General features: G+C 63.1%; 19 protein-coding genes and 4 pseudogenes. 9 read left to right on the top strand and 14 right to left on the bottom strand.

From position 1 onward, the window contains the following. Nucleotides 1-18 precede the first annotated feature (18 nt). A pseudogene (locus R0V12_RS07410) lies at nucleotides 19-892 on the top strand (DUF3109 family protein). Here the strand turns inward: R0V12_RS07410 and R0V12_RS07405 are convergent. From R0V12_RS07405 to R0V12_RS07395, 3 genes are read right to left on the bottom strand one after another with little or no spacing between them, the layout of a single operon-like run. Continuing rightward, nucleotides 874-1,572, bottom strand: a complete 699-nt coding sequence (locus R0V12_RS07405; protein ID WP_070477372.1) for a response regulator transcription factor — start codon at nucleotides 1,570-1,572, stop codon at nucleotides 874-876. The pseudogene R0V12_RS07410 and the gene R0V12_RS07405 sit on opposite strands and share 19 nt — an antisense overlap. 25 nt (nucleotides 1,573-1,597) lie before the next feature. Then, nucleotides 1,598-2,737, bottom strand: a complete 1,140-nt coding sequence (locus R0V12_RS07400; protein WP_083329444.1) for a sensor histidine kinase — start codon at nucleotides 2,735-2,737, stop codon at nucleotides 1,598-1,600. Between the two features lie 9 nt (nucleotides 2,738-2,746). Beyond that, a complete protein-coding gene (locus tag R0V12_RS07395) occupies nucleotides 2,747-3,493 on the bottom strand; it encodes a phosphoglyceromutase (protein WP_071566638.1) in 747 nt (248 codons plus the stop codon). Nucleotides 3,494-3,543: 50 nt separating this feature from the next. On the opposite strand from R0V12_RS07395, the gene R0V12_RS07390 reads away from it, so the two are divergent. Then, the gene (locus tag R0V12_RS07390; RefSeq protein ID WP_320072406.1) at nucleotides 3,544-4,659 is read left to right on the top strand and encodes a chymotrypsin family serine protease; all 1,116 of its coding nucleotides are present in this window, start codon (nucleotides 3,544-3,546) and stop codon (nucleotides 4,657-4,659) included. A gap of 303 nt (nucleotides 4,660-4,962) precedes the next feature. Here R0V12_RS07390 and mshA read toward each other — a convergent pair whose 3' ends face one another. After that, entirely contained in the window at nucleotides 4,963-6,228 is a 1,266-nt protein-coding gene (gene mshA, locus R0V12_RS07385; RefSeq protein WP_320072405.1) for a D-inositol-3-phosphate glycosyltransferase, read from the bottom strand. A 13-nt stretch (nucleotides 6,229-6,241) separates the two neighbouring features. Continuing rightward, nucleotides 6,242-7,210 carry a MinD/ParA family ATP-binding protein gene (locus R0V12_RS07380; protein WP_070363214.1) on the bottom strand — a complete coding sequence of 323 codons (969 nt, stop codon included), beginning with the start codon at nucleotides 7,208-7,210 and terminating at the stop codon, nucleotides 6,242-6,244. 128 nt (nucleotides 7,211-7,338) lie between these two features. On the opposite strand from R0V12_RS07380, the gene R0V12_RS07375 reads away from it, so the two are divergent. Beyond that, nucleotides 7,339-9,036: a long-chain-fatty-acid--CoA ligase gene (locus tag R0V12_RS07375; RefSeq protein WP_320072404.1), complete on the top strand. Its 1,698-nt coding sequence runs from the start codon at nucleotides 7,339-7,341 to the stop codon at nucleotides 9,034-9,036. A gap of 30 nt (nucleotides 9,037-9,066) precedes the next feature. After that, a pseudogene (locus R0V12_RS07370) lies at nucleotides 9,067-10,781 on the top strand (long-chain-fatty-acid--CoA ligase). Between the two features lie 4 nt (nucleotides 10,782-10,785). Here R0V12_RS07370 and R0V12_RS07365 read toward each other — a convergent pair. Continuing rightward, nucleotides 10,786-11,758: pseudogene (locus tag R0V12_RS07365) on the bottom strand (UDP-N-acetylmuramate dehydrogenase). A 48-nt stretch (nucleotides 11,759-11,806) separates the two neighbouring features. Between R0V12_RS07365 and R0V12_RS07360 the strand changes: the two are divergent. The 3 genes and pseudogenes from R0V12_RS07360 (at nucleotide 11,807) to R0V12_RS07350 (ending at nucleotide 13,827) form a co-directional block, all read left to right on the top strand. Continuing rightward, nucleotides 11,807-12,282: pseudogene (locus tag R0V12_RS07360) on the top strand (DUF2505 domain-containing protein). Next, nucleotides 12,275-13,093, top strand: coding sequence for a class I SAM-dependent methyltransferase (locus R0V12_RS07355; RefSeq protein ID WP_320073018.1), 819 nt, complete (start codon nucleotides 12,275-12,277; stop codon nucleotides 13,091-13,093). Before R0V12_RS07360 ends, R0V12_RS07355 begins: the two are co-directional and overlap by 8 nt. Before the next feature lie 5 nt (nucleotides 13,094-13,098). Next, a complete protein-coding gene (locus R0V12_RS07350) occupies nucleotides 13,099-13,827 on the top strand; it encodes an LmeA family phospholipid-binding protein (protein ID WP_256000710.1) in 729 nt (242 codons plus the stop codon). 6 nt (nucleotides 13,828-13,833) lie between these two features. Here R0V12_RS07350 and R0V12_RS07345 read toward each other — a convergent pair whose 3' ends face one another. The 8 genes from R0V12_RS07345 to lpdA form a co-directional block, all read right to left on the bottom strand. Next, nucleotides 13,834-14,139, bottom strand: coding sequence for a DUF2516 family protein (locus R0V12_RS07345; protein WP_256472911.1), 306 nt, complete (start codon nucleotides 14,137-14,139; stop codon nucleotides 13,834-13,836). Continuing rightward, the gene (locus R0V12_RS07340; RefSeq protein WP_311475592.1) at nucleotides 14,139-14,528 is read right to left on the bottom strand and encodes a CGLAU_01105 family protein; all 390 of its coding nucleotides are present in this window, start codon (nucleotides 14,526-14,528) and stop codon (nucleotides 14,139-14,141) included. The genes R0V12_RS07345 and R0V12_RS07340 overlap by 1 nt, the downstream gene beginning before the upstream one ends. Nucleotides 14,529-14,541: 13 nt before the next feature. After that, nucleotides 14,542-15,822, bottom strand: a complete 1,281-nt coding sequence (locus R0V12_RS07335) for a DUF445 domain-containing protein (RefSeq protein ID WP_320072403.1) — start codon at nucleotides 15,820-15,822, stop codon at nucleotides 14,542-14,544. 71 nt (nucleotides 15,823-15,893) lie between these two features. After that, entirely contained in the window at nucleotides 15,894-16,262 is a 369-nt protein-coding gene (locus R0V12_RS07330; protein WP_070363220.1) for a hypothetical protein, read from the bottom strand. Nucleotides 16,263-16,292: 30 nt separating this feature from the next. Next, nucleotides 16,293-17,042 (bottom strand): succinate dehydrogenase/fumarate reductase iron-sulfur subunit, encoded by a 750-nt coding sequence (locus R0V12_RS07325; protein WP_320072402.1) that lies wholly within the window; start codon nucleotides 17,040-17,042, stop codon nucleotides 16,293-16,295. Beyond that, nucleotides 17,042-19,060, bottom strand: a complete 2,019-nt coding sequence (locus tag R0V12_RS07320; protein WP_320072401.1) for a fumarate reductase/succinate dehydrogenase flavoprotein subunit — start codon at nucleotides 19,058-19,060, stop codon at nucleotides 17,042-17,044. The genes R0V12_RS07325 and R0V12_RS07320 overlap by 1 nt, the downstream gene beginning before the upstream one ends. A gap of 22 nt (nucleotides 19,061-19,082) precedes the next feature. Then, entirely contained in the window at nucleotides 19,083-19,856 is a 774-nt protein-coding gene (locus tag R0V12_RS07315) for a succinate dehydrogenase cytochrome b subunit (RefSeq protein WP_070363223.1), read from the bottom strand. 541 nt (nucleotides 19,857-20,397) lie between these two features. Next, nucleotides 20,398-21,810: a dihydrolipoyl dehydrogenase gene (lpdA, locus tag R0V12_RS07310; protein WP_256007632.1), complete on the bottom strand. Its 1,413-nt coding sequence runs from the start codon at nucleotides 21,808-21,810 to the stop codon at nucleotides 20,398-20,400. 107 nt (nucleotides 21,811-21,917) lie between these two features. On the opposite strand from lpdA, the gene R0V12_RS07305 reads away from it, so the two are divergent. Then, a complete protein-coding gene (locus R0V12_RS07305; protein WP_320072400.1) occupies nucleotides 21,918-23,195 on the top strand; it encodes an alpha/beta hydrolase in 1,278 nt (425 codons plus the stop codon). A gap of 562 nt (nucleotides 23,196-23,757) precedes the next feature. Then, nucleotides 23,758-24,897 carry an alpha/beta hydrolase gene (locus R0V12_RS07300; protein ID WP_320072399.1) on the top strand — a complete coding sequence of 380 codons (1,140 nt, stop codon included), beginning with the start codon at nucleotides 23,758-23,760 and terminating at the stop codon, nucleotides 24,895-24,897. The last annotated feature ends 13 nt before the right edge of the window (nucleotides 24,898-24,910 follow it).

The raw sequence follows: 24,910 nt of genomic DNA, 5'->3' as shown, positions 1-24,910 counted from the left end.
CGTCTACGGTGTGTTGGTGTGAATCAACCAGTTTTTCTCGGATTCCCCGCCGAATCCCCCGCCGGCCGCTCGATCCTCGCGGGACGCGAAGTGCCCACCGACTTCCCCCGCGAATGGTTCGTGTTCATGCACCCGGAGGACCCGCTGCACTACTTCAGCATCGACCTGACGTGGGTGGAATCCACCTGGTCCTGCCGGTTTGGCACCCCGCAGTGCCACGGGATTGATGAGGACTTCTCCGTTGTCGGCTGCTGCATCCACGGCGCGTACCTCTCCGACGAAACGGACCGGGATGACCTCTATAATGCGGTCGCCGAGATGCCTGCGAAGTACTGGCAGCTGCGCCCCCGCGACGTCGATTCCTACATCGCGGCCGCCGACCCCACCATCCTGGAGCCCTGGCTGGAATGGGACGACACCGAAGAAGAGGACGACGGCCCACACATCAAGACGCGCGTGGTGGATGGCGCCTGCATCTTCGCCAACCGCAACGGCGCCGAGACCGGCCCGGGCTGCTCCCTGCACCAGTGGGCGATGGCGGAGGGCCGCAACATCATCGGCTCCAAGCCGGAAGTGTGCTGGCAAGTGCCGTTTTCCCGGGAGGACTCCTGGGAGGAACGCGCCGACGGCCAAGATCCTGCGCACCACCATCGGCGAGTACGACCGGCGCCAGTGGGGTGGCGGCGGCGAAGACTTCGACTGGTGGTGCACCGACGCGCCCGCCTGCCACACCGGCGGTACACCCGTGTGGCAGTCGATGAAGCAGGAGCTACAGCAGCTCATTGGCGAGAAGCCCTACGAGGTCCTCGCCGCGCACTGCGCCGCCCGCGCGAAACTCCCGCGTGAGGCGAAGACCACGCACCCGGCTAGCGATCAGGCCTCGAACTTGTAGCCCAGGCCGCGCACCGTCACCAGCTGCTTCGGCTTCGACGGCTCCTCCTCAATCTTCGAACGCAACCGTTTGACGTGCACGTCCAGGGTCTTGGTGTCGCCGACGTAGTCCGCGCCCCAGATCATGTCGATGAGCTGGGAACGCGTAAGCACCCGGCCGGCGTTGCGCATCAGGTACTCCAGGAGGTCGAACTCCTTGAGCGGCATGCGGACTGGTTGGCCGTCGACAAGCACGCTGTGGCGCTCGACGTCCATGGTGACGCGGCCGCCGATGAGTACGTCGCGGCTCGGCTCGTCCTTTTCCTCCGCCGCCGACTCCCCGCCGCGGCGCAGCACCGCCCGGATGCGCGCGATGAGCTCGCGGGTAGAGTACGGCTTGGTCACGTAGTCATCCGCGCCGAGCTCGAGGCCCACCACCTTATCGATCTCCGAATCGCGCGCCGTGACCATAATGATCGGCACCGACGAACTCGCGCGCAGCTTCCGGCACACATCCGTGCCGCTCATGCCCGGCAGCATCAGGTCCAACAGGACAAGGTCGACGTCGTTGGCCTCGAACGCCTCAAGCGCCGCGGGGCCGTCGGCCGCCCACACCGTGGAAAAGCCCTCCTTTTCCAGCAGATACGACAGCGGATCCGCCAGGGACTCTTCATCTTCAACGATCAGGATTTTCGTAGACACGGTTAGGGAAACCCTCCTGCAAAAGCTACATCGGCAACTCGAGCGTGAAAGTCGACCCGGTCCCCGGGCGCGACCACACTCTGATAGTACCCCCGTGGTTTTGCGCCACATGCTTCACGATGGCCAAACCTAGGCCAGTCCCCCCAGTCGAGCGCGACCTCGCCTTATCGACGCGGTAAAAACGCTCAAACACGCGCTTCTGATCCTCCAGTGCAATCCCGATCCCGCGGTCAGTGACGCGCACAAGCGCCACCTTCTGCTTCCCGGACATACGCACCTGCTGCGTAATACTCACCGGCTGGCCGTCCGGCGAGTAGTTAATGGCGTTCGACACCAGGTTACTCACCGCGGACGTCAGCAGGGACTGGTCCCCCATCACCGTGATCCCCGTGGGTTCCCCACGGATCAGGTCGATGTTGCGGCCCTCGGCGGTGACGTGATTGCGAGTGATGGCGTCGTCAATCACCTCGTCGAGGCTCACCGGCGACATCTCAGGCAACGCCTCCGCACCCTGCAGCTTCGACAGCGAAATCAGGTCCGTGATCATGTCGCCCATCCGGTGGGCCTCCTTCAGCACCTTCGTGCCGAAGTAGTCCACCATCTCCGGGTCATCCGGGTCCTGCAGCAGCGCCTCCGCGAGCAGCGCCATCCCGCCAACCGGCGTCTTCAGCTCGTGCGAGACGTTCGCCACGAAGTCGCGGCGCGCGTGCTCCATCCGCACGTTCTCCGACTCGTCCGTGCTGTAAGCAATCACGTAGGAGTTCTCCGTCAGCGTCAGCGGTTTGACCACCACGCGCACGTTCCGAATGCGGGACCCCGTCGCACGAATCGGCAGGTCAAGGTCAAGGACGTGCGTCTCCTGATCTTCAAAAACCTGCTGGGCGGTCTCCCACACCTCCGGCTGCACCGTGCGGTCATACACCAGCGACATATCGTGCGCCCTCGCGTTCGAGAGCAGCACCTTGCCCTCCTGGTTCATCACCGCAATCCCCGTCGGCGAGCCCTGCACCGCCAACTGCAGCACCTCACTAATCGTGGCCGCCCTACGGGAATCCGAACCACCATCAACCCGGTTGCGTAAACGCCAACGCAGCGCCCGCCGCACCAACGGTGCAGCAAGCGCTGCGAGAACTACGCCCCCTAAAAACGCCAGTAGCGGGGACAATGTGGCTACTTACTTCTGGCCCTGGTTAGCAACCGCAGCAGCACCTGCCGCAGCCGCCTCCGGATCGAGGTACGTGCCGCCTGGGTTGAGCACCTTGCCCTTGCTGTCAATCTCATAGACCAACGGCATGCCGGTCGGGATGTTCAGACCAGCAATGTCATCGTCGGAGATGTTGTCCAGGTACTTCACCAGCGCGCGCAGCGAGTTACCGTGCGCAGCCAGCATGACCGTCTTGCCGTCGAGAACCTCAGGCAGGATGACGTCGATGTAGAACGGCAGGAAGCGCTCCACAACGTCCTTCAGGCACTCCGTGCGAGGGACCTCTGGGAGGAACGCGTAACGCACGTCGTCGGTCTGGGAGTACTCGTTGTCGGCGTCGATTTCTGGTGGCGGAGTGTCGTAGGAACGGCGCCAGCTCATGAACTGCTCCTCGCCGTACTCCTCACGGATCTCGGCCTTGTTCAGGCCCTGCAGCTTGCCGTAGTGACGCTCGTTGAGGCGCCAGTTACGCACAACTGGGATCCAGTGACGGTCCGCAGCGTTCAGCGCGATGTTCGCGGTGCGGATCGCACGACGCAGCAGCGACGTGAACACGATGTCCGGCAGCACGCCCTTTTCTGCCATCAACTTACCGGCGTTGACGGCTTCCTGCTCACCCTGCTCAGTCAGATTGACATCGACCCAGCCGGTGAACTGGTTGGACTTGTTCCATTCACTTTGTCCGTGACGGACAAGAATCAACTTTCCATTCGTCATGGCACCAATCATGCCACGAATCGTATGATTTTTCTTTAAGGTTGGGTCTCATGATCCACGCCAACGCCGTCGCCGCCACGCTCTCCGTCGCACTTCTCGCACCTGGGGCACCATTTCGTGTCCTCCCAGAGCAACCACCGACCACAATACGAGTGGGCAATCACACAATTTCCATCCCCGAACACGCCAGCGCCGCGTCCTGCTCCCAAGGCTTCAGCGGCACCATCAACGGCCAGCTCGTCATGCTCACCGCCGGCCACTGCTTCGACCTCTCCGAGGGTGTCGACAACGAACCCACCGACGTCATGCGCACCCACCGCGTCGAAGTACCTATCGACGCCAGCTACCGCCCCATCGGCACCCCAACCAAACTCAAGCCCTCCACCGACTACGCCGACGTCTACCTCCCCTCACAGTTCTTCTGGGACACCGTCAACACCCCGGATTGGGGCGTCGTCACCGCCGCCCCCGACGCCCCGGCCACCCGCATGTCCTTCTCCCGCGACGCCAACGGCCACGCCCACGGCGCACCTCGCGAACTGCGCTACATCCAGGACACCCGCAACCTGCCCTACAACTACTTCGACACCTCCAACTTCGGCCAGCCCATCTGCAAAGACGGCGCCACCACCGGCCGCACCTGCGGCCACCAGCTCGCCCGCTCCCGCAACAGCATCTACTCCTGGGGCCTGCGCTACGAACACGGCGACTCCGGCGGCATCAACTACGACCCCTGCGACGGCGCCGTCCTCGGCGTCAGCTCCATGGGCATAGGGCCTCTCGGCAAAGCCCAGCGTGCTGATCGCATCATCGAAGACGCCTTCAACGTCCCCGACGGCAAGGTCAACGAAGCCTTCACACTCCCCGATTCCACCGCGCCCCACGCCGACTTCACCCCGCTCAATCAGGAGCAAGGGGCATTGATGGGCCAGATCATGCAGGACAACCCCGAACTGAAACCGCGCAAGACCGGCAAGCAGGGCTTCGACGAGGCCGTCACCGCCGCCCAACGCGACGCCGACGTTGCCGCCCAGCGCGCCGGCCAGGTCCGCACCGTTGAGCAGGCGCAACGCCTCGCCGCCGACGTCTCCGGTGCGGTCGATCACCACGCGCAGCAGCTCGGCAAGTGGGGCGCGGCCGCGGCTGTGGAGGCGCTCGGGCGGTAATCCGGGGCGGCTGGGGGACACCACATTCCTTCACGCAACGTCGGCGACCTGGGACAACGCACCAACGCTAAAACGAAAACATCGAATTTGGTGCATAGATTGGGGAGCCAGTGCCAAAGGACGCAATCCTGTCCGCCGATTCCGGCAAACGCCCAGGTCGCGAAAAGTGGGTTGCGTCCTTTGGCACTCGGGTCTGCTGGGGTGACACCACATTCCTTCACGCAGCGCCGGTGAACTGGGGAAACGCGCCAGCACTAGAACGAAAACATCGAATTTGGTGCGCACCCCCCCAAAAACACGCGACTAGCTCCCGATGGCTTTCCGGTCGCAGAGGCCGCGGTCGAAGTGGTCGAGGGTGTCCTGGTAGATGCCGGTGAGGTCGTGGGCGCTTTCGCGCCAGCTGAACTTGCTGGCTTGGGCGACGGCGGCTTGGCCCATGGCGATGCGGGTGTCGTCGTCACCGAGGAGCTCACCGATGGCGTTGGCCCAGTCGGCGGGGTCGTGGCTGGGGACGAGGGTGCCGGTTTCGCCATCGGCGATGACGATCGGCAGGCCGCCGACGGCTGCCGCGACGACAGGAGTGCCGGTGGCTTGGGCTTCGACGGCGACGAGGCCGAACGATTCGTTGTAGCTGGGCACGGCGACGATGTCGGCGGCTTGGTAGACGTTCACGAGTTCCTGCGGCGGTCGCGGCCCGAGGAAGCGCACGATGTGGCCCACGCCTTCTTCCTCGGCGAGGCGCTGATACGTATCGACGCTCACTCCGCCACCGGAGGCGCCGCCGCAGATAAGGACGCGCAGGGGGTAGTCGACGCCGTCGCGAACGAGTTGGCCGATGGCCCGGATGAGCACCTGCGGACCTTTGAATTCTTGGAGGCGGCCGACGAAGGCGACCACTTTGGCGTGGACGGGGATGCCGAGGTGGCGGCGTGACATTTCGGTGTTGCGGTTGGTGCCGGGGGTGTAGAGCTCGGTGTCGGCGCCGGGGGTGACCACGGCAATTTTGGCGGGGTCGACGTCGTAGTGGCGGGACAGTTCGGTGATTTCGTCTTCGGTGTTGACCACGAGGCGGTCGGCGTTGTCCACGAGTTGTTGTTCGCAGATGCGGCGGGCTTCGCTTTCGGAGCTTTCGGCACCGGATGCGTAGGCGTTTTTGACGGCGGCCCAGGTGTGGCCGGTGTAGATGAGGGGGACGTCGCTAAGTTCGGCAAGCAGCCAGCCGACCTGGCCGGAGAGCCAGTAGTGGGCGTGGATGATGTCGTAGTGGGCGTCGTAAATTCGGCAGAACTGCACGATGCCGCCGGCGAACGTGGCGAGCTGCGTGGGCAGCTCCTCTTTGGGGAGGCCTTCGTAGGGGCCGGCGACGATGTGGATGACCCGGAAGCCCGGCTCGACCTCGGCGATTTGTGACTGGCTGGGGCGCGTGGCGCGGGTGAACACGTCGACTTCGATGCCCTGGCGCGCGAGCTGCTGGGCGATATTGAGGATGTACACGTTCATCCCCCCGGCGTCCCCGATGCCGGGCTGTTCGAGGGGCGAGGTGTGCATTGAAATCATGGCGACGCGCATGCCCGCCAGCGTATTACATCACCGCGTGGCGGTGCCACGACCCGAAGTCCGCTGCGACGGTCGCGGCGAGCTGCTGGTAGGCACGCAGAGTGTCGGGCGCGAGGCGGTCCATATCGACGACGGCACCTTCGGCGAGGTGACGGTCGTATGGGATGGCGTGGACGGCGCGGGTACGGGCGGCGAAGTGCTCGGTGAGCCGCTCCATATCAATGGTGGGTTTACCCGGCGCGCCCGCGCTGATGACGACGACCGCGTTGGAGGCGAGCTGGTCGTAGCCGTGGAGGCTGAGCCAGTCGAGGGTGGCTGCGGCGGATTGGGCACCGTCGAGGGCTGGTGAGGTGACCAGGACGAGCGCGTTGGCGAGGTCGAGGACGCCGGCCATTGCGGAGTGCATGAGGCCGGTGCCGCAGTCGGTGAGGATGACGTTGTAGTGGTGTTGCAGGATGTCGATGGCTTTGCGGTAGTCGAGTTCGGAGAAGGCTTCGCTGACGGCCGGGTCGCGTTCGGAGCCGATGACTTCGAGGCGTGAGCTGGCCTGGTTGGTGAACGCCCGGACCTGCGGGTACCGCGAGGTGTCCTGTGCGAGCAGGAGGTCGCGGATGGTGGCGGGCGAGTTGGCGGTGGCGCGTTGCGCGAGCGTGCCGAGGTCCGGGTTGGCGTCGATGGCGATGACGCGGTCGCCGCGGGTTTCGGCGAAGACGCCGCCGAGGGCAATGGTCGTTGTTGTCTTGCCGACGCCCCCTTTCAGCGACATGACGGCAATCCGGTAGTCGCCGCGCAGGGGTGCGCGGATGGCGTCGATGAGTTCGTCGCGTTCGGCTTGGGCGCGGGAGCGCCCCGGGTTGATGCGGCCGCGGCTGGCGCTGTGGACAAGTTTGCGCCAGCCCTGTTTTGGTGGTGCTTTGACGGGATCGACCAGGTTGCTTTGGTCGAGGCCGGTTGGCGGTGTGAGGTCAGTGGTGGCGTCGAAAAATGTGGTCAATGGAATCCCCCCTTGTGTTTCCCCAATGGCTCACGAGCGTACCTGATGTGGAAAACTAGCAAAACCTACCAAACCGTAGGTTATACTTTCCCTCACCTACTTTCGACTAGCTAACAAAAGGAGTGTTTATGGGCGCCTACGAAACCAAAGCCTGGCTTACGCACTACCCCGAATGGACCGACCCGCACCCGATCGTCGGCAGCGACACCCTCGTCAGCCTGTTCAATACCGCCGCGACCACCCACCCGGACCGCATCGCCACCTGGTTTATGGGCAAAACACTCACCTACCAAGCCCTCAACGAGCAGGTCAACCGCCTCGCCGCCACCCTGCAGCGCCTCGGCGTCGCACCCGGCGACCGCGTTGTCATCGCGCTGCCGAACTGCCCGCAGCACGTCATCGCCATCACCGCGATCCTGCGCATCGGTGCCGTCGCCATCGAGCACAACCCGCTCTACACCGCCTACGAGCTAGAGAAACAGTTCCTGGACCACGGCGCGCGCGTGGCCATCGTGTTCGACCGGGAGGCCGAGACCTTCCACACACTGCAGGAGACGACGGCGCTCGAGACCGTCATCGCCGTCAACCTTATCGACGCCATGCCTCGCCACCTGCAGCTCGCACTCAAGATCCCGCTCGGGTCGGTGCGCAGCCAGCGCGAGGAACTGCACAAGCCCGCACCAAAGGCGATCTCGTGGGAATCCCTCGTGGCGAAGCCCGCCACACCAACGAACCTGCCGACCATCGCACAGTCCGACACCGCGTTCATCCTGTACACCTCCGGCACCACCGGCACCCCCAAGGGCGTGCCGCTCACCCACGCGAACGTGCTCTCCGTCCTGGTCGCCGGCGCACAGTGGGTGAAGGATTGGGGCGCCGTCAACGAGAAGGTGCTCGCCATCCTGCCGATGTTCCACATCTACGGCCTGGCCCTGAACTACGGGTTCCCGCTGACCGTCGCCGGCCAGATGGTGCTCGTGCCGGCGCCGAAGCCGAAGCTCTACCAACAGGCCATCGTGAAGACGCGCCCGACCCTCCTGCCTGGAGTGCCGCTGCTGTACGAGCGGATTGCGGAGTGGGCCGTCGAAAAGCATGTGGACCTCTCCTCCTTCCACAGCGCGATCTCCGGCGCTGCAACCCTGCCGCAAAGCACCATTGAGCTGTGGGAACGCGTGACCGGCGGGCAGCTCATCGAGGGCTACGGGCTCACCGAGACCTCCCCGATTCTGTGCGGCAACCCGCTCGACGGCAACCGACGCCCCGGCTACATCGGCGTGCCGTTCCCGAACACCGACATCCGCATCGCCAACCCGGACAACCCCAGCGAGACCATGCCCGACGGCGAGCCCGGCAAGCTGCTCGCGCGCGGCCCGCAAGTATTCTCCGGCTACCTCAACAACCACGAGGCCACCGAGAAGTCCTTCCACGACGGCTGGTTCCGCACCGGCGACATGGCCGTCATGGAGCCCGACGGCTTCATCCGTCTGGTGGCGCGCATCAAGGAAATCATCATTACGGGCGGCTTTAACGTCTACCCGGACGAGGTCGAGGAGGCGGTGCGCTCGCACCCGGACGTCGAGGACGTCGCCGTCGTCGGCCGCCCGCGCGAGGACGGCTCCGAGGACGTCGTCGCGTGTGTCACACTTCGCGACGGTGCCCCGCTCGACCCGGAAGGGTTGAAGGAGCACGCTCGCCAGCGCCTGACCCGCTACAAGGTGCCGCGCACCTTCTACCATTTCGAGGACTTGAACCGGGACCAGACCGGCAAGATCCGACGCCGCGCGGTCCAGCAGGAACTGGTGGCCATGCTGCAGCCCACACAATAGGTTACGGTAGCGTAGGGTAGGGCCATGACCTTGGATGCAAACACCACAAAGCCATGGCTGCAGTACTACCCGGAGTGGACCGCGCACTCGCTCGAGTACGGGTTCACTACGCTGCCAGGCATCTACGACGACAATCTGGAACGCAACGCAGACAAGCCAGCAACCAGGTTCTTCGGCCGTTCCATGACCTACGGCGAGCTGGACAAGGAAGTCCGTCGCGCCGCCGCCGGGCTCAAGGCCTTCGGCGTGCGCAAGGGCGACCGCGTGGCCATCCTGCTGCCGAACTGCCCACAGCACGTCATCGCCTTCTTCGCGGTGCAGAAGCTTGGGGGCGTCGTCGTCGAGCACAACCCGCTGTACACCGCCAACGAGCTTCGCCCGCAGTTCCAGAACCACGGTGCCCGAGTGGCCATCGCGTGGGACAAGGCGGCGGACACCCTCGAGGCGCTGCGCACCACCACGGACCTGGAGACGGTCATCTCCGTCGACATGACCAAGGCGATGCCGAAGCTGCAGCAGCTCGCCCTGCGCATCCCGATCGCGAAGATCCGCAAGGCGCGCGAGCAGCTCACTGTGCAAAGCTCCAACACGGTGCTCAAGACGGTGCCGTGGGAGACGCTGCTTGGCTCCGCCATCGGCGGCGAGGGCGACGACCTCGCCACCGAGGCGGACATCGCCCCCGACGACCCAGCACTCATCCTCTACACCTCCGGCACCACCGGCGAGCCCAAGGGCGCGGTGCTCACGCACAAGAACCTGCACGCCAACGCGTGGCAGGGCGTCGCCTGGGTCAAGGATCTGCAGTCCGATTCGCAGCAGCGCATGCTGGCCACCCTGCCGTTCTTCCATGCCTACGGGCTGACGTTCTCGCTGACGCTCACGGTGCTCATCGGCTCCGAGGTTGACCTGCTCCCGGCGCCAAAGATGGACCTTGTCATGAGCTCCATCAAGAAGTTCAAGCCCACCTTCATCCCCGGCGTGCCCACCGTGTTCGAGCGAATTATCGACGCCGCCAACAACGAAGGCCTCAACATCAACGGTGTCAACACCGGGTTTTCGGGCGCGGCCTCCCTGCCCGTCGAGACGATTGAGGCGTGGGAGCGCGTCACCCACGGCCACCTCGTCGAAGGCTACGGTCTGACCGAGACCTCCCAATCCTGATCGGCAACCCGGGCACCGCGGACCGCCGCGCGGGCTACATCGGCATCCCCTTCCCCGACACCGAGATCCGCATCGTCAACCCCGACAACCTGGACGAGGACATGCCCTACGGCGAGCCCGGCGAAATCCTCGCCCGCGGCCCGCAGGTCTTCTCCGGCTACCTCAACAACAAGGAAGCCACCGAGCAGGCTTTCCACGATGGCTGGTTCTGCACTGGCGACCTCGGCGTCATGGAGGAGGACGGCTTCATCAAGCTCGTTTCCCGCCTCAAGGAGCTCATCATCACCGGCGGCTTCAACGTCTACCCCGCCGAGGTGGAAACGGTCATGCGCACCCACCCGGACGTCGTGGACGTCGCCGTCGTCGGCCGCCCGCGCGAGGACGGCTCCGAGGACGTCGTCGCCTGCGTGACGCTTCGCGACGGCGCCCCGCTCGACCCGGAGGGCCTGAAGGACTTCGCGCGCAAGAACCTCACCCGCTACAAGGTGCCGCGCACCTTCTACCACTTCGAAGAACTGCCGAAGGACCAGCTGGGCAAGCTGTCGCGCCGCAAGGTGCAGGAAGAGCTACTGTCCCGGCTGTAGGTGACTAGATCGACATCCCGACCCACACCGGCTCCGGCACCAGCCGAACGCCGAAGGCGCGCTCCACACCGGCTTGCACGTCGCGGGCCAGAGCCACGATGTCGTCGGCCTTGGCGTTGCCCCGGTTCGTCAGCGCCAGGGTGTGCTTGGTGGACAGGCGGGCCGGGGCGTGCTCGCCGGGGTAACCGCGTGGGAACCCGGCGCGCTCGATGAGCCAGGCGGCGGAGAGCTTCACGCGGCCGTCCTCCTGTGGGTAGCGCGGCATCCCCTCAATACCGATTGCGTCCGCCACCGAGGCGTCCACCACCGGGTTGGTGAAGAAGGAGCCCGCGGACCAGGTGTCGTGGTCGGCCGGGTCGAGCACCATGCCCTTTGACCGGCGCGTCTCCAGGACGGATGCGCGTGCCTCCGCGAGTGGGACCCGCTTTCCGCCGAGGTGGCGCAGCGGCGCCGACAGGTCCGACTCGGTCAGCTTCAGCTCGAATCTCGAGGACCACAGCACGGTGGGTGAACTTCAGGTTGGAGTAGCGGTACGCCAGCTCCAACGACTCCGGGGTGACCCACTCGTCCACGCCGGTCTCTCGGTTCCACAGGCGGACGCGGTGCAGCACGTCAGCAATCTCGGCGCCGTAGGCCCCCACGTTCTGCACCGGGGTGGCCCCAGCGGAGCCCGGGATGCCGGACAGGGCCTCAATGCCCGCCAAGCCGTGCTCCACGGCGTAGGCAACCACGTCGTCCCACACGGTGCCGGCGCCGACGCGGAGGGTGGTGGCGTCGATAAGTTCGATGCCGGCGTTGCGCACGAGCACAGCAGTGACTGCCTGCGGGCCGTCGGCGACCACCAAGTTGGAGCCGCCGCCCACGACGAGCAGCGGCGCGCCTGCGGCGTCGAGGCGCGCGACCGTCGCAGCGAGGTCCTCTGCGGTGTCGCAGCGGATCACATCAGCGGGGGTGCCGCCGACGCGCAGAGTTGTCATTGAGGCAAAAGATGTATCAGACACCCCATCAACGGTAGTCTGTTCACTATGACTGCACGTAGTGAAATCACCGTAACCATCAACCATCCTGCCCAGAAGGTGCGCGACGCCTTTGCAAGCAAGGATTACTGGGCGTTCATCGCGGAGAAGCTCTCCCCGAACCGGGCGAGCTCCACGAGTTCGACGGCTCCACTGCCGTCCTCTTCGAGATCCTGCCGAAGTCCATCCTGCCTGAGGCAGCGCAGGCCATGATTTCGCAGGACCTGAAGCTGAAGCGCACCGTCAACACCGGCACGGACCCGATCACCTTCACCGGTGACGTCAAGGGCACCCCGGTCGACTTCGGCGGCGAGATCACGCTGACCGACAACGGCGACACCACCTCCCTGGCCTACGACAACGAGGCAAAGGTAGACATCCCGTTCATGGGCGCTGCGCTGGAGCCGAAGGTTGCTGAGGCGCTCGAGGAGATCGTCGAGAACGAGGCGAAGCTCACCGAGGAATGGATCACCAACAATCTCTAAGCACCACCACAATCTGCGCTCGCAGGCGGGCCGCGGGCAGCCCTACGGGGTGATCACCCGGGGCACGACCGGCATCAACCGGCTGCGGCGCTGCGATCGATGGACCCGCCACAACGCGCGGGTCATTTCGCTTTTGCGCGAAGGAACCCCACTAGCGCTCGACGTCGGCTACGGCGCCTCCCACACCACCACCTGCGAGTGGGCGGGCTGGCTGCGGCGCATCAACCCCAACGTCGAGGTCGTGGGCCTGGAGATCAACCCCGAGCGGGTACTCCCGCCGCGCGACGGCGTCCGCTTCGAGCTCGGCGGCTTCGAGCTCGCCGGCTACCAGCCGCACCTTGTGCGCGCGTTCAACGTGCTGCGCCAGTACGACGTCGCGGAAGTCCCCGATGTGTGGCGCACCGTCACCTCCAAACTCGCCCCCGGCGGTCTCTTCATCGAGGGCACCTGCGACGAGCTCGGCCGCCGCAGCACCTGGGTACTTCTCGACGCCACCGGCCCCCAAACCCTCACCCTGTCCTGGGACCCATTCGACATTTCGACGCCCAGCGACCTCGCCGAACGCCTGCCGAAGGCGCTCATCCACCGCAACGTCCCCGGTGAGCCCATCCACGACTTTCTTCGCGACGCCGACTCCGCCTGGGAACACGCCGCCGGCTGGGAGCCGCACGGCCCCCGGGTGCGGTGGCGCCACGCCCGCGAGGCCCTTGCCCGCGACTGGCCAATCACTCCGGTGCGCCGTCGGCTCAGCGACAACACCGTCACCGTCGACTGGGCGGCTGTGGCGCCCAAAGGTGAGTCGCTACACTAGTGCGCATGAAAACCGTCTGGAAAGTCCTGATCGGCATCCTCGCCGCCATCCTGGTCCTGTTCATCGCCGCCGAGGCCGGCTCACGCGCCTACATCGGCAGCCAGATGCGTGACCAAGCCCCGGAGGGCACCGAGGTTTCCTTCGGCGCTTCCCCCCTGACGCTGGGTATGCTGCGCGGCACCATCCCGCACGTCACGGTGACCACGCCATCCACGCTGGTGGTCAACGGCGATGAGACCACCGGCCAGCCAGCCTCCACTGTGGAGATGGACTCCATCAAGGTTGACGCCAGCGGCAAGTCCGTCGCGGACACCCTGACCGCCACCACTGAGGTTCCGAGCGAGTTCGTGCGTGCGATGCTGAACACGCAGCTGCAGCAGAACATCGGCAGCGATTTCCTCTCCGCGCTCATCAACGTGTCCGAGGTGACCACCTCCCCCGAGGACGGCACATTCACCGTCGAGTTCAGCGGTGGCGCCGCTGCGGTTTCGCTTCGTCCCGAAATTGACAACGCCGGAGGGTTCTCCGTCCAGGCCGTCGACACCTCGCTGTTCGGCAACACGCTGCCGGATGAGATCTCCTCCGCGATTACCGAGGCACTCACCAACGGCGTGGCCGAGTACACCGACCAGACGATGCGCATCACCGGCTTCGACGTCGTCCCCGGCGGCCTCCGCGTTACCATGCAGGGCCACAACGTGGACTTCGCCGAACTTCAGGCCTACCAGCAGTAGGCCTGCTTACCAGCCGTAATTCCCCCGCAAAATGTTGTTGATCTGCGGCCGCACATCGAAGTAGTACACACCGATAGCGACCGCGCCAATCCACGCCACGAACGGCAACGACAGCATGCAGGCAAACGCGGAACCGGCCAGAATGGCCACCCACGTGCCCTTCGACTGACGCCCCGCCGCCTCAAACGCGTCCGGGCGCGTCGACGCCGCCATCACCGCCGCCACAATGCCCGCGATGGCCAGCACCCAAAACAGCAGCGCGTTCGCCATCACGGGCAGCGACATGATCAGCTGCTCAGCAGTGAGGGACATTACTTCTTGCCGCCCAGGTCAGCGACGCGCTCCTGCACACGCGTAACCACGGACTCGATGCGCTGCTTCGCGTCATCAGCGTCAATGTTGCCGAACGCATCGCGGATCTCCTCAGCGACCAGCTTGAACGCATCCTTAGCCTCGCCGGCCTCCGCGGAATCACCGATGTTGCGCACGATGGACTCGGCGTCGCTCGCAAAGGAAGACACTGCGTCCTTCAGCTCCTTGTCATCGCCCGCACCGTCAAACGTGCTACGAGCGTTGTCCACAGCCTGCTTCAGCTGCTCAGTCACATCGCCGCCCAGCTTGCCGACGGCCTCTCCGACCGACTGCCCAGCAACCAGCAACGCATCCGCAATATCGCGCAGACCAGAATTGTTCTCAGACATCATCATTCTCCTTTTAGAAAAACAGCAACTGTGACACAGCGTATATAATAAGTCCGGCCAATGCACCCACGATCGTGCCGTTCACGCGGATGTACTGCAGGTCCTTGCCCACCATCAGCTCGATCTTGTCGGCGGCTTCCTGCCCGTCCCACTTCTGAATCGTCTCCGAAATGATCCCGACGATCTGCCCCGCGCCGTTCTCCGCAGCGAAGTGCGTCCACTTCTGCAGGTTACGCTCGGCCGCCTCACGCGTCGCCGGCTCGTTGACTAGCTTCTCGCCCCACTCGTGCACCGTCAGGGCTATCTTTCGACGCACCAAACTCTCCGGATCCGACGCCGACTCAATAATCGCCGCCGACACCTGCCCCCACAGCCCAGCGGCCGCGTTCTGCACCGCATTCGATGCCATCACATCCGCCTTCAGCTCCTCCACGCGCGTAATCATGGCGCCGTCGAACTGCAGGTCCTGCGCGAATTGGTTGATTTGGCGTCGAATAGCTCGGCGAGCCTCGTGGTCCTTGTCCTTATCGACGTCCGCCATGAACGCCACAAGCTCGTTATAAACTTTCGCACCAACCAGGTCCTTGGCGAATTTCGGCGCCCAAGCGGGCATGCGCTCATCGATGGTGCGGACGATGGCGTCCTCCATGCCGGCGAGGCGCTCGTTGCCCCAGGCGACGATGTCGTCGACCACCGGCTCGATCTTGCCGTCCGCGATGAACCCCTCCAGCGCGCGCCCGATCGGCGGGCCCCAGATCGGTTCCGCGAACCGGTCAATGACCTGTGAGTTGAGAAACTCCTCAGCCTCCGCAGGGTCGACCGCCTCAACGGCCTTGACCGTAAACTTGCCGACCTCCTCCGACACCCGCTTCGCGTTCTTCTCAAGCGACAACCACCTTCCGGCACGCTCCGGGATGCCCGCCGCCATCACCTTCTCGGTGATGGTCTCCGCGTTGAGGAAGTTCTCACTCACGAAGTCACTCAGCGCGTCAGCCACCTGGTCCTTCTTGTTCGGCACCAAGGCCGTGTGCGGGATAGGCAGCCCCATCGGGTGCTTAAAGATCGCCGCGACCGCGAACCAATCCGCCAGCCCGCCGACCATCCCGGCCTCCGCCGCCGCGCGCACGTACCCCACCCACAACGGCGCGGTACCCTGCGACTGCCACCACGAACACGTCAGGAAGATCACGGCCATCAGCCCAAGCAGGGCCGTCACCCCGATCTTGTACTTCCGCAGTGTCCTGCGGCGCTGTTCGTCCGCCTCGGTGAGCTCCATTAACGCGTGTGTAGCCATGCACTTGATTAAAGCAAAAATCTCCCCGCCACCATATTGAGCGTGGTGACGGGGAGACCTGGAGGTAGCCGCTAGTTGACGCGACCGGTTTGCTCGCGGTACTGACGGTAGGCCGCGCGACCCTTCACGATAAGGAACGCGCCGAGCACTAACGTCACAACCGCCTCTACGAGGCCGTACAGGATGAGCTGGCTGCTGACCTCAGCAGACGCACCATACCCGTACGTGCCAACAGTTGCGCCCCAGATGGCAAGCCCCATACCGAACAGTGACGCCAAGATCAGGCCCATCGCTACCCACGTGGAGTAGCGCAGCAGCGAAGAGTGCGGCGCGGAGTACGACACCGGGTCGTAGCCTTCGACGTACAGGTCCTGAATCTTGCCCTCGTACTCAGGGAACGATTCACTGCGGATATCAGCTACAGCATGTTGGGACGCCATCGTTGTTTCCTTCCTCGTTTTATTCTCTGTTTAGTCGTCGCCGCCACGGACAGCCGCGCGGGCACGCTCGGCGTTAATCGCGCCGACCGCGTCCAGCGGGATGCCTGCAGGGCAGACGTCTGCGCACTCGCCGTACAGGGAGCAAGGACCGAAGTTGGTTTCCAACTCGTCGATCATCTTGCGTGCACGACGGCTACGCTCCAGCTTGCCCAGTGGCAGCAGCTTCAAGTGCTTCAGCTTAGCACCAGTGAACAGGTGCGCGGCGCCATTCGGGCACGCAGCCACACAAGCACCACAGCCGATGCAGGCTGCGTAGTCGAGTGCAAGCTCGGAATCGTGGTGGTTGACGGACAGGGTGTCTGCGTCTGGGGCGGTGCCCGGGAAGACGGAGACGTAGCCGCCCTGCTGCATCACGCGGTCGAGCGCGGAGCGGTCAACCACGAGGTCCTTGATGACCGGGAACACAGCGGAACGGAACGGCTCGATCTTGAGGGTGTCGCCGTCGTTGTAGTTCACCAGGCGCTGCAGACATGCAGGGACGTTCTGGTCCGCACCGTGTGGGCGACCGTTGATGGTCAAACCACAGGTACCGCAGATGCCCTCGCGGCAGTCAGAAGCGTAGGTGAAAGGCTCCTTGCCTTCCTCAACAAATTGATTGTTGACGTGGTCAAGCAGCTCCAGGATAGACATCTGCTCAACTGCGTCCGGCACCTCGACGGTTTCGAAGTGGCCTTCAGTATCGGGTCCGGCCTGACGCCAGATCTCAAGTGTCAGTTTCATTACTTGTAGTTCCTCGTCATCAGTGGGATCGAATCGAAGTACAGTGGCTCGGCGTGACGCACGAACTGGTCGTTGCCCACGGTCTCCCATGCGGAGACGAAGCACCAGTTCTCGTCGTCACGGCGGGCCTCGCCGTCTTCGGTGAGGTGGTCCATGCGGTAGTGAGCGCCACAGGACTCGTCGCGGTCAAGTGCGTCAATGCACATCAGCTCGCCGAGGTTGATGTAGTCAACCAGACGAAGCGCAGCCTCGAGCACCTGGTTCATCTCGTCAGCACGGCCTGGGATGTGGAGGTTCGCCCAGAAGTCATCGCGCAGTGCGCGGATCTTGTCGATGCCCTCACGCAGGCTGTCCGCGGTACGTGCCACGCCACAGTGCAGGTAGAGGATCTCGCCCAGCTTGATGTGGTAGTACTCCGGACCGTGTGGGTCGGAGCCCTTGATGTTCATCAGGCTGTCAATACGCTTCTGCGCACGCTCAACGGCTTCGACGGATGCCGGAGCGTCCTCGCCGTACACCGGCTCGTTCAGGTGGTCTGCCAGGTAGTTCGGCACCGTGAACGGAATGGTGAACCAGCCGTCGACCGATGCGGACAGCAGCGAGTTCGCGCCCAGGCGGTTCGCACCGTGGTAGGTCCAGGAGCACTCGCCTGCTGCGAAGAGGCCGTCGATAGACGTCATCTCGTTGAAGTCGGTCCACAGGCCACCCATGGAGAAGTGCACCGTCGGCGCAATACGCATCGGGGCCTTGTATGGGTTCTCGCCGGTGGAGTCTTCGTACATCTCGAAGAGGTTGCCGTAACGCTCGCGGATAGTGTCCTCACCAAGGCGCTCGATGGAATCCTTGAAGTCCAGGTACGCCGAGTTGTGCAGCGGGCCAACGCCAAAGCCAGCGTTGAGCTGCTGGGAAATCGCGCGGGACGCAACGTCACGTGGCACGAGGTTACCGAACGCCGGGTAGCGACGCTCCAGGAAGTAGTCGCGCTCGTCCTCTGGAATGGTGTTCGGGTCGCGGTCGTCGCCCTTTTCCTTCGGGGTCCAGATGCGGCCGTCGTTACGCAGGGACTCGGACATCAGCGTCGTCTTCGACTGCCAGCTCGCGTTCAGCGGCAGGCCGGTCGGGTGGAACTGAATGAACGCCGGCGACGCCAGGTACGCACCAAGCTCGTGCGCACGCATCATCGCGGAGGAGTTCGAGTTCTTCGCCAACGTGGTCTTGTGGTACACGTTGCCGTAACCACCGGTACCCAGCACAACAGCATGGCCGGTGAACGGGGTCAGGGAGCCGTCAATCAGGTTGCGGGTAACAATACCGCGGCAACGCTTCTTGCCGTCTTCCTCAGTAATGATCAGATCGATCAGGTCGTTGTGCGTGAAGATCTCAACGTTGCCCAAGTGGATCTGACGCTGCAGCGCCGAAGCGGTGGACAGCTGCAGCTGCTGGCCCGTTTGGCCACGGGTGTAGTAGGTACGGGAGACCTGCACACCACCGAAGGAACGGGTAGCCAGGGAGCCACCGTACTCACGCGCGAACGGAGCACCAATCGCGTTCATGTGGTCAATCACGCGGACCGACTCGACGGCCAGGCGCCAGCAGTCAGCCTCACGGCAGCGGTAGTCGCCACCCTTGACAGTGTCCTTCACGTGGCGGTACGCGCCGTCGTTATCAACCTTCTTGCCGCGAGCAGCGTTGACGCCACCCTGCGCTGCAATGGAGTGTGCACGACGAGGAGCGTCATGGTACGTGAAGACCTGTACCTGGTAGCCCAGCTCGCCCAATGCGGCGGCAGAAGCACCGGCAGCCAAGCCCGTGCCCACAACGAGCACCTTGAACTTGCGACGGTTCAGTGGGGACACCAGCTGCATGTGGTCCTTCTGGTACTCCCACATGTCCTTCATCCGGACCTTGTGGCGGTCCGGCATTGCATTATCAAGAATGCGGCCAATGGTGACGCCAGGAGCCGAGGACTCCGGCTGGCGGAACACCTCGTCCTGCGTCTGGTTCAAAGAGGTAGTCATTAAAGTTTCTCCTAATCAGCCGTTAGCGGGTGTACCCCGGGATAAGACCAGCCATGATGGCCAGTGGCATGATGACGTTTCCAAGAACAACGATGAACGGCAGTACGTACCCCAACACGACCATTACGCCGCGCCCACGCTCGCCGAGCCATCCAAGGTCAGAAACTGCCAAGTACACACCGTGCGTCAGGTGCAGCAGCAGCGCCAGCATGGCAACCAGGTAGAACAGGGTCACGTACCAACGCTCAGGAGCGAAGGTTGCAATCAGGTTGTCACGAACATTGCCATGAACGAACTGCTCAGAAGCAACAACCGTGCCCGCGGTCAGATCCAGGATGTGGAAGATGATGAACAGCAGCAGGATGACGCCGGTCACCAGCATCCAACGCGTAGCGGTGGACTGCCAGCCTCCCATCAGGTTCGTGCGCTTGAACGTACCGCGCGACTCGGCGGAACGCTTCTTCAGAGTGAACGCACCATACACGTGCAGGATCAGGCAGGTCAGCAGGACGATACGGAGAATCCACAGGAATCCCCCGCGCGGGAACAGTGGCTCACCAAACGTGCGGAACCACTCGCCGTAGTCATCAATGTGTGCGCCGCCATCAGCCTTAAGCGGCATGAAAATCTTCAGGTTGCCCACCATGTGAACAAGAAGGAAGAGCGAGAAGATGAGGCCAGTGATGGCCATCTCGAGCTTTACTGCCCATGTTGGGAACCCTGGCCGCTCTCGTAGCGGCTTCTCAGTAATTTTTCCGTGACGAATTGCTTCACGGTCTGTTTTTTGTACAGTCATGGCACCTCCAGTGTCACAACCACTTTAGGCACCATTCTTCACTATTGCCTAGTCAGAGCATGTTTCTTTCGCCTGATTTTCACCCAAAATTCACCGCCCGGACGCGCTTGGCAAATTTTCGAAATTTTAAGCATGGCGACACCCTGCACATATTCAGTATGAGAACAAACCAAGGTAAACCTAATTTGTGATGTTACTCACGACCTGCGCGTAACGTCTATAAAATCTTCGAACTACCCCCAAAGGTCGGTAGTCAAGAGTCTGCTTCAAACATCGGGAAATGGGAGGGTGAGCGGTCCTTTTACTACCCCGTCAGCGCGCCCCAAAACGTTCGAAGCGTGCGCTTAGAAGCGTGCGATGCAGGTCGGTAAAAATCGGACGGGGTTGGCCAAAAGAGGCGACCAGCATCGCACTCCTTTAACTCCTCGACCGGAGCAATGTAAGAAGGCGCGAAGGCAGGACAACTGAGCGAGAACCCCACCCACACAGCGCAAAACCCGGTCCCACCAACAGGCGGGACCGGGCGTCGAGAAGAAAAAGGCTACAGGTTGATCATGTGGCCTTCGATGCCGTGGGCCGCTTCCTTCAGCACCTCAGACAGGGTTGGGTGAATGTGGATAGAGCGGGCGATTTCGCCAGCGGTGAGGTCGAAGCGCTGGGCGAGGACGACCTCCGGCAGCAGCTCGGCAACGTTGGCGCCAACCAGGTGTGCGCCGAGGATCTCGCCGTATTCGGCGTCGGCGACGATCTTGCCGAAGCCCGCGGTCTCAGCCAGGCCGACTGCCTTGCCGTTCGCGGAGAACGGGAAGGTCGCAACCTTGATTTCGCGGTCTGGCCACTTCTCCTTCGCCTGCTCCTCGGTGTAACCCATGGAGGCGACCTGAGGGTTGCAGAAGGTGGCGCGCGGCGTCATCATGTAGTCCTCGATTTCGAGGGTTTCGGCACCCGCGATGGTCTCGGCGGCGATGATGCCCTGCGCCTCGGCAACGTGCGCGAGCTGCAGCTTCGCGGTGACGTCGCCGATGGCGTAAATGCCGTCTACGTTGGTGCGCATGCGGTCATCGATAGCGATGGCCCCACGCTCGGTGAGCTTGACACCAGCCTTGTCCAGGCCGTAGCCCTCAACGCGCGGGGCGAAGCCGACGGAGATCATGACACGGTCAACGGTAAGCGTCTCGGTCTCATCGGTGCCATTCTTCTTGACGTCCACCTCGACCGAGTCGCCGTTGTCGCGCACCGCGGTGGTTGCGTGGCCGGTCATGAGCTTGACGCCGAGCTTCTTGTACGCCTTCGCGATCTCCTTGGACACGTCCTTGTCCTCGTTCGGCAGGACGCGATCCATGTACTCGATAACGGTGACGTCCACGCCATAGTTGGACAGCACGTACGCAAACTCCATGCCGATAGCGCCCGCACCCACGATGACCATGGACTTCGGTGCGTCCTCGTTGAGGATCTGCTCCTCGAAGGAGACAACGTTTTTGCTCAGCTCGATGCCTGGCAGAGTGCGCACGACGGAGCCGGTCGCGATGATGCAGTTGTCGAAGGTGACGGTCTTGCCCTTGTCATCGCCTTCGGTGATCTCAATCGTGTTGGAATCGGTGAAGGAGCCAAGACCGTGGATCTCCTGGATCTTGTTCTTCTTCATCAAGTAATGCACGCCACCGACGATCTTCTCGGAGACCTTGCGGGAGCGCTTGTGGGCGTCTTCGTAATCAAACTCGACATCACCCTTGATGCCGAACGTCTTCGCTTCATGGTTGAAGATGTGGGCGATCTCCGCGTTCTTAATCAACGACTTCGAGGGGATACACCCAACGTTGAGGCACACACCTCCCCAGTACTGCTTCTCAATGACCGCAACCTTCAGGCCCAGCTGCGCTGCTCGGATGGCGGCGACATAGCCACCAGGGCCAGCGCCGAGGACAACAACGTCATAATGCTCTTTAGTCACGCCCCATAGAATACGTTGCTTGTAACGTTTTCGCTTCAATATCGGACACTTTAATAGAATGCTTGAAGGACCCCCTTCACCACCTACAAAAAGTTGAGGAGCACCCCGTGAATATTGCGCGTCCAGCTATCGCCGGAGCCGCCGCCGTGGCGATCGCTGCAGGAGGCTGGTATGCCGTTGCACCATCCGAACAGGCAACGACTATCTCTGCCGCCCAGAGCGTAGAGGAGACGTCGATAAGTGAGGCGACGACGACCTCTTCCTCGAAGACCACCACGACCACAACCAAGGTTGAGGAAACGACGGTCGTCGAAGTCGTAGAGGAAGACAGCACCGAACCCACGCTTGACGACGCCGACATCCCCACAGCCGAGGGTGCCGAAACCACAAACGATGCCATCGCGCGCGTAAAGAAGCTGGAAACCGCACCGCAAAAACCCAGCGGCGGCGATCAGTACTGGTTCACCAACATCGACGGCATCAAGGGCTCCGAGAAGCTCAGCGTCTACTCCCCCGCTATGGAGCGCGACATCCCAGTCGGTGTGATCCGCGCGGGCGTACCAAACGCACCGACCATCTACCTCCTCAACGGCGCCGGTGGCTCCGAGCAGGATACTGACTGGATCGCGCAGGCCGGCACCGTGGTGAAGAAGGTCTTCGAAGACGAGCCGGTCAACGTCGTCATCCCGATGGCGGGTGCGTTCTCCTACTACATCGACTGGCTCTACGAGCCGAACTCCCGCTACCTGCAGGGCAAACAGCTGTGGTCCACATTCTTGGGCTCCGAGCTTCCTGACGCCATCGAGCCCTACCTCGGCACCAACAACGACAAACGCGCCGTCGTCGGGTTCTCCATGTCCGCAACCTCTGCACTCCTCCTCGCCGAGCACAACCCGGGCAAATACGCCGCCGTCGGCTCCTTCTCTGGCTGCGCGGCAACCTCGACCGGCATCCCGAACGGCTGGGTCAACCTCACCGTCAACCGCGGCGGCGCCAAGCCCGAGGAGATGTGGGGCCGCGCCGGCAGCGAGTACAACCGACACAACGACGCCCTCGTCAACGCCGAGAAGCTCAAGGGCACCAAGCTGTACATCTCCAGCGCAACGGGCCTTTTCGCCGAAAGTGACACCGTCGGCTTCCTCCGCAAGACCCGCGACATGGACTTCGTCCAGGCCTCCGCGAACGCCCAAACCCTCATCGTCGAGGGCGGCGTGATCGAAGCCGCCATGAACGCCTGCACCCACGACCTGCTGGTCAAGCTCAAGGCCAACGACATCCCATACAACGCCAACCTGCGCGCCACCGGCACCCACTCATGGCGCATCTGGAAGGAAGACTTGGAGCTGTCCTGGAAGCAGACCATCAAGCCGGCGCTTGGGCTGTAGCCCCCACCCCAGACACCAAATTCCTTCCCACACTAGGAATTTGGCGCGCCCCCTGGTCGACCAGTGCCAAAGGACGCAACCCTTAACATCTAGCGCTTTTCTCACCTGCAGGTTTGAATGTCTAGCCTAAATAAGGTTGCGCCCTTTGGCACTCCAGCGTTTCCACAAGACACCAAATTCCCTCACGCCCACTCGGCGACCTGGGGAAACACAAACCTGCCCCCCAAAAATTAAGGAATTTGGTGCGCAGCGCCCTGCACGAACCACAAAACCCGCCGCACCACCCAACAAAAGGTGGCGCGACGGGTTCAAGCGGGCCAAGCCCCTAGAACAGGCCCATGCCGTATGCGATGGTGGAAGACGTCGAGGAGCCGAAGTGGATCAGCTCACCGAGGACGTTATTGATGGCGACCTGCATGGACTCGATCGGGTTCATTGCAACTACCTTCTTTCAAAGAGAAATTCTGTAAGAACGAAATACTTCCCACATTCTTGCACGAAACGCCGAACAAAGTGACACCAGAAGCCCCAATTGCCACATCTGTAAAGTAGGATGGCTTCCATGTTGAAGCGCATCACTCGTTCGGTTGTGGCTACAGCGATGGCTGTAGCCATTCCTTTGTCGGCACTCCAGGCGGTCCCAGCAGTTACGCCAGCAGCATCGGCCCAGCCCGTGGGTACGGTGAAGCCCTGGAACGCAATTGCGAATCCACCGTTGGCGAAGACGGACGGGAAGCCGCAGAAGTGGGTCGAGAAGGTTGACCATAAGCAGGTGTTGAGCTTCTTGGTGTATTCGCCGTCGATGCGCCGGGATATCCCGGTGGCGGTGTTGCCTGCAACGAATACTGCGGGGCAGCGCGTACAGAACGCGCCGACGATCTACCTGCTCAACGGCGCTGGTGGTGCGGAGCAGCACCAGGACTGGTTGAGCATGAGTGATGCTCGCGAGTTCTTCGCAGGCAAGGGCGTCAATGTTGTGATTCCGCAGGAGGGCGCGTTTTCGTACTACACGGACTGGGTGAGTGACAATGTGCGCTCGCGCTACATTAACGGCCCACAGAAGTGGGAGACGTTCCTGGTCAAGGAGTTGCCGGGCCCGATTGAGGGCCTGCTGGGGGCGGATAAGAACCGTCGTTCGATTGTGGGATTCTCCATGTCGGGAACCACGTCCCTAGTGTTGCCGACACACTACCCCGGGTTCTATAAGTCTGCGGCGTCCTTCTCGGGGTGTGCGGCGACGTCGACGCCTGAGGCGTACCAGTTTGGCCGGATTACGGTGAACCGGGCGTCGGGAACGTTGGATTACCGCACGGTGACGCCGGAGATGATGTGGGGCCCGATGGGCAGCCCGAATAACCGCTACAACGATGCGCTTGTGAATGCGGAGAAGCTGCGCGGGACCCGCTTGTACATTTCGACGGGCACGGGCCTGGCGGGCCGCCAGGATCAGGTGAGTTACTTGGTTGGCCAGGGGCTTCCGCAGCCTGCGGCGAGTGTCGGTTCGGCGATTCTGCAGGTTGAGGGCGGCGTGATTGAGGCTGCGATTAATAAGTGTTCGCATGATTTGCGCGCGAAGCTGGAAGGCCTGAATATTCCGGCGCAGTATGAGTTCAGGAATGCGGGGACGCACTCGTGGCCGTACTGGCGCGAGGATCTGCACAAGGCGTGGTTTACGACGATCGCGCCGTCGTTCGGAATGTAAGGCGATGTAACGC

Source organism: Corynebacterium sp. UMB2355A, from assembly GCF_033877495.1.
GTDB classification, from domain to species: domain Bacteria; phylum Actinomycetota; class Actinomycetes; order Mycobacteriales; family Mycobacteriaceae; genus Corynebacterium; species Corynebacterium pseudogenitalium.
This window is presented reverse-complemented; position numbering and strand designations above follow the sequence as displayed.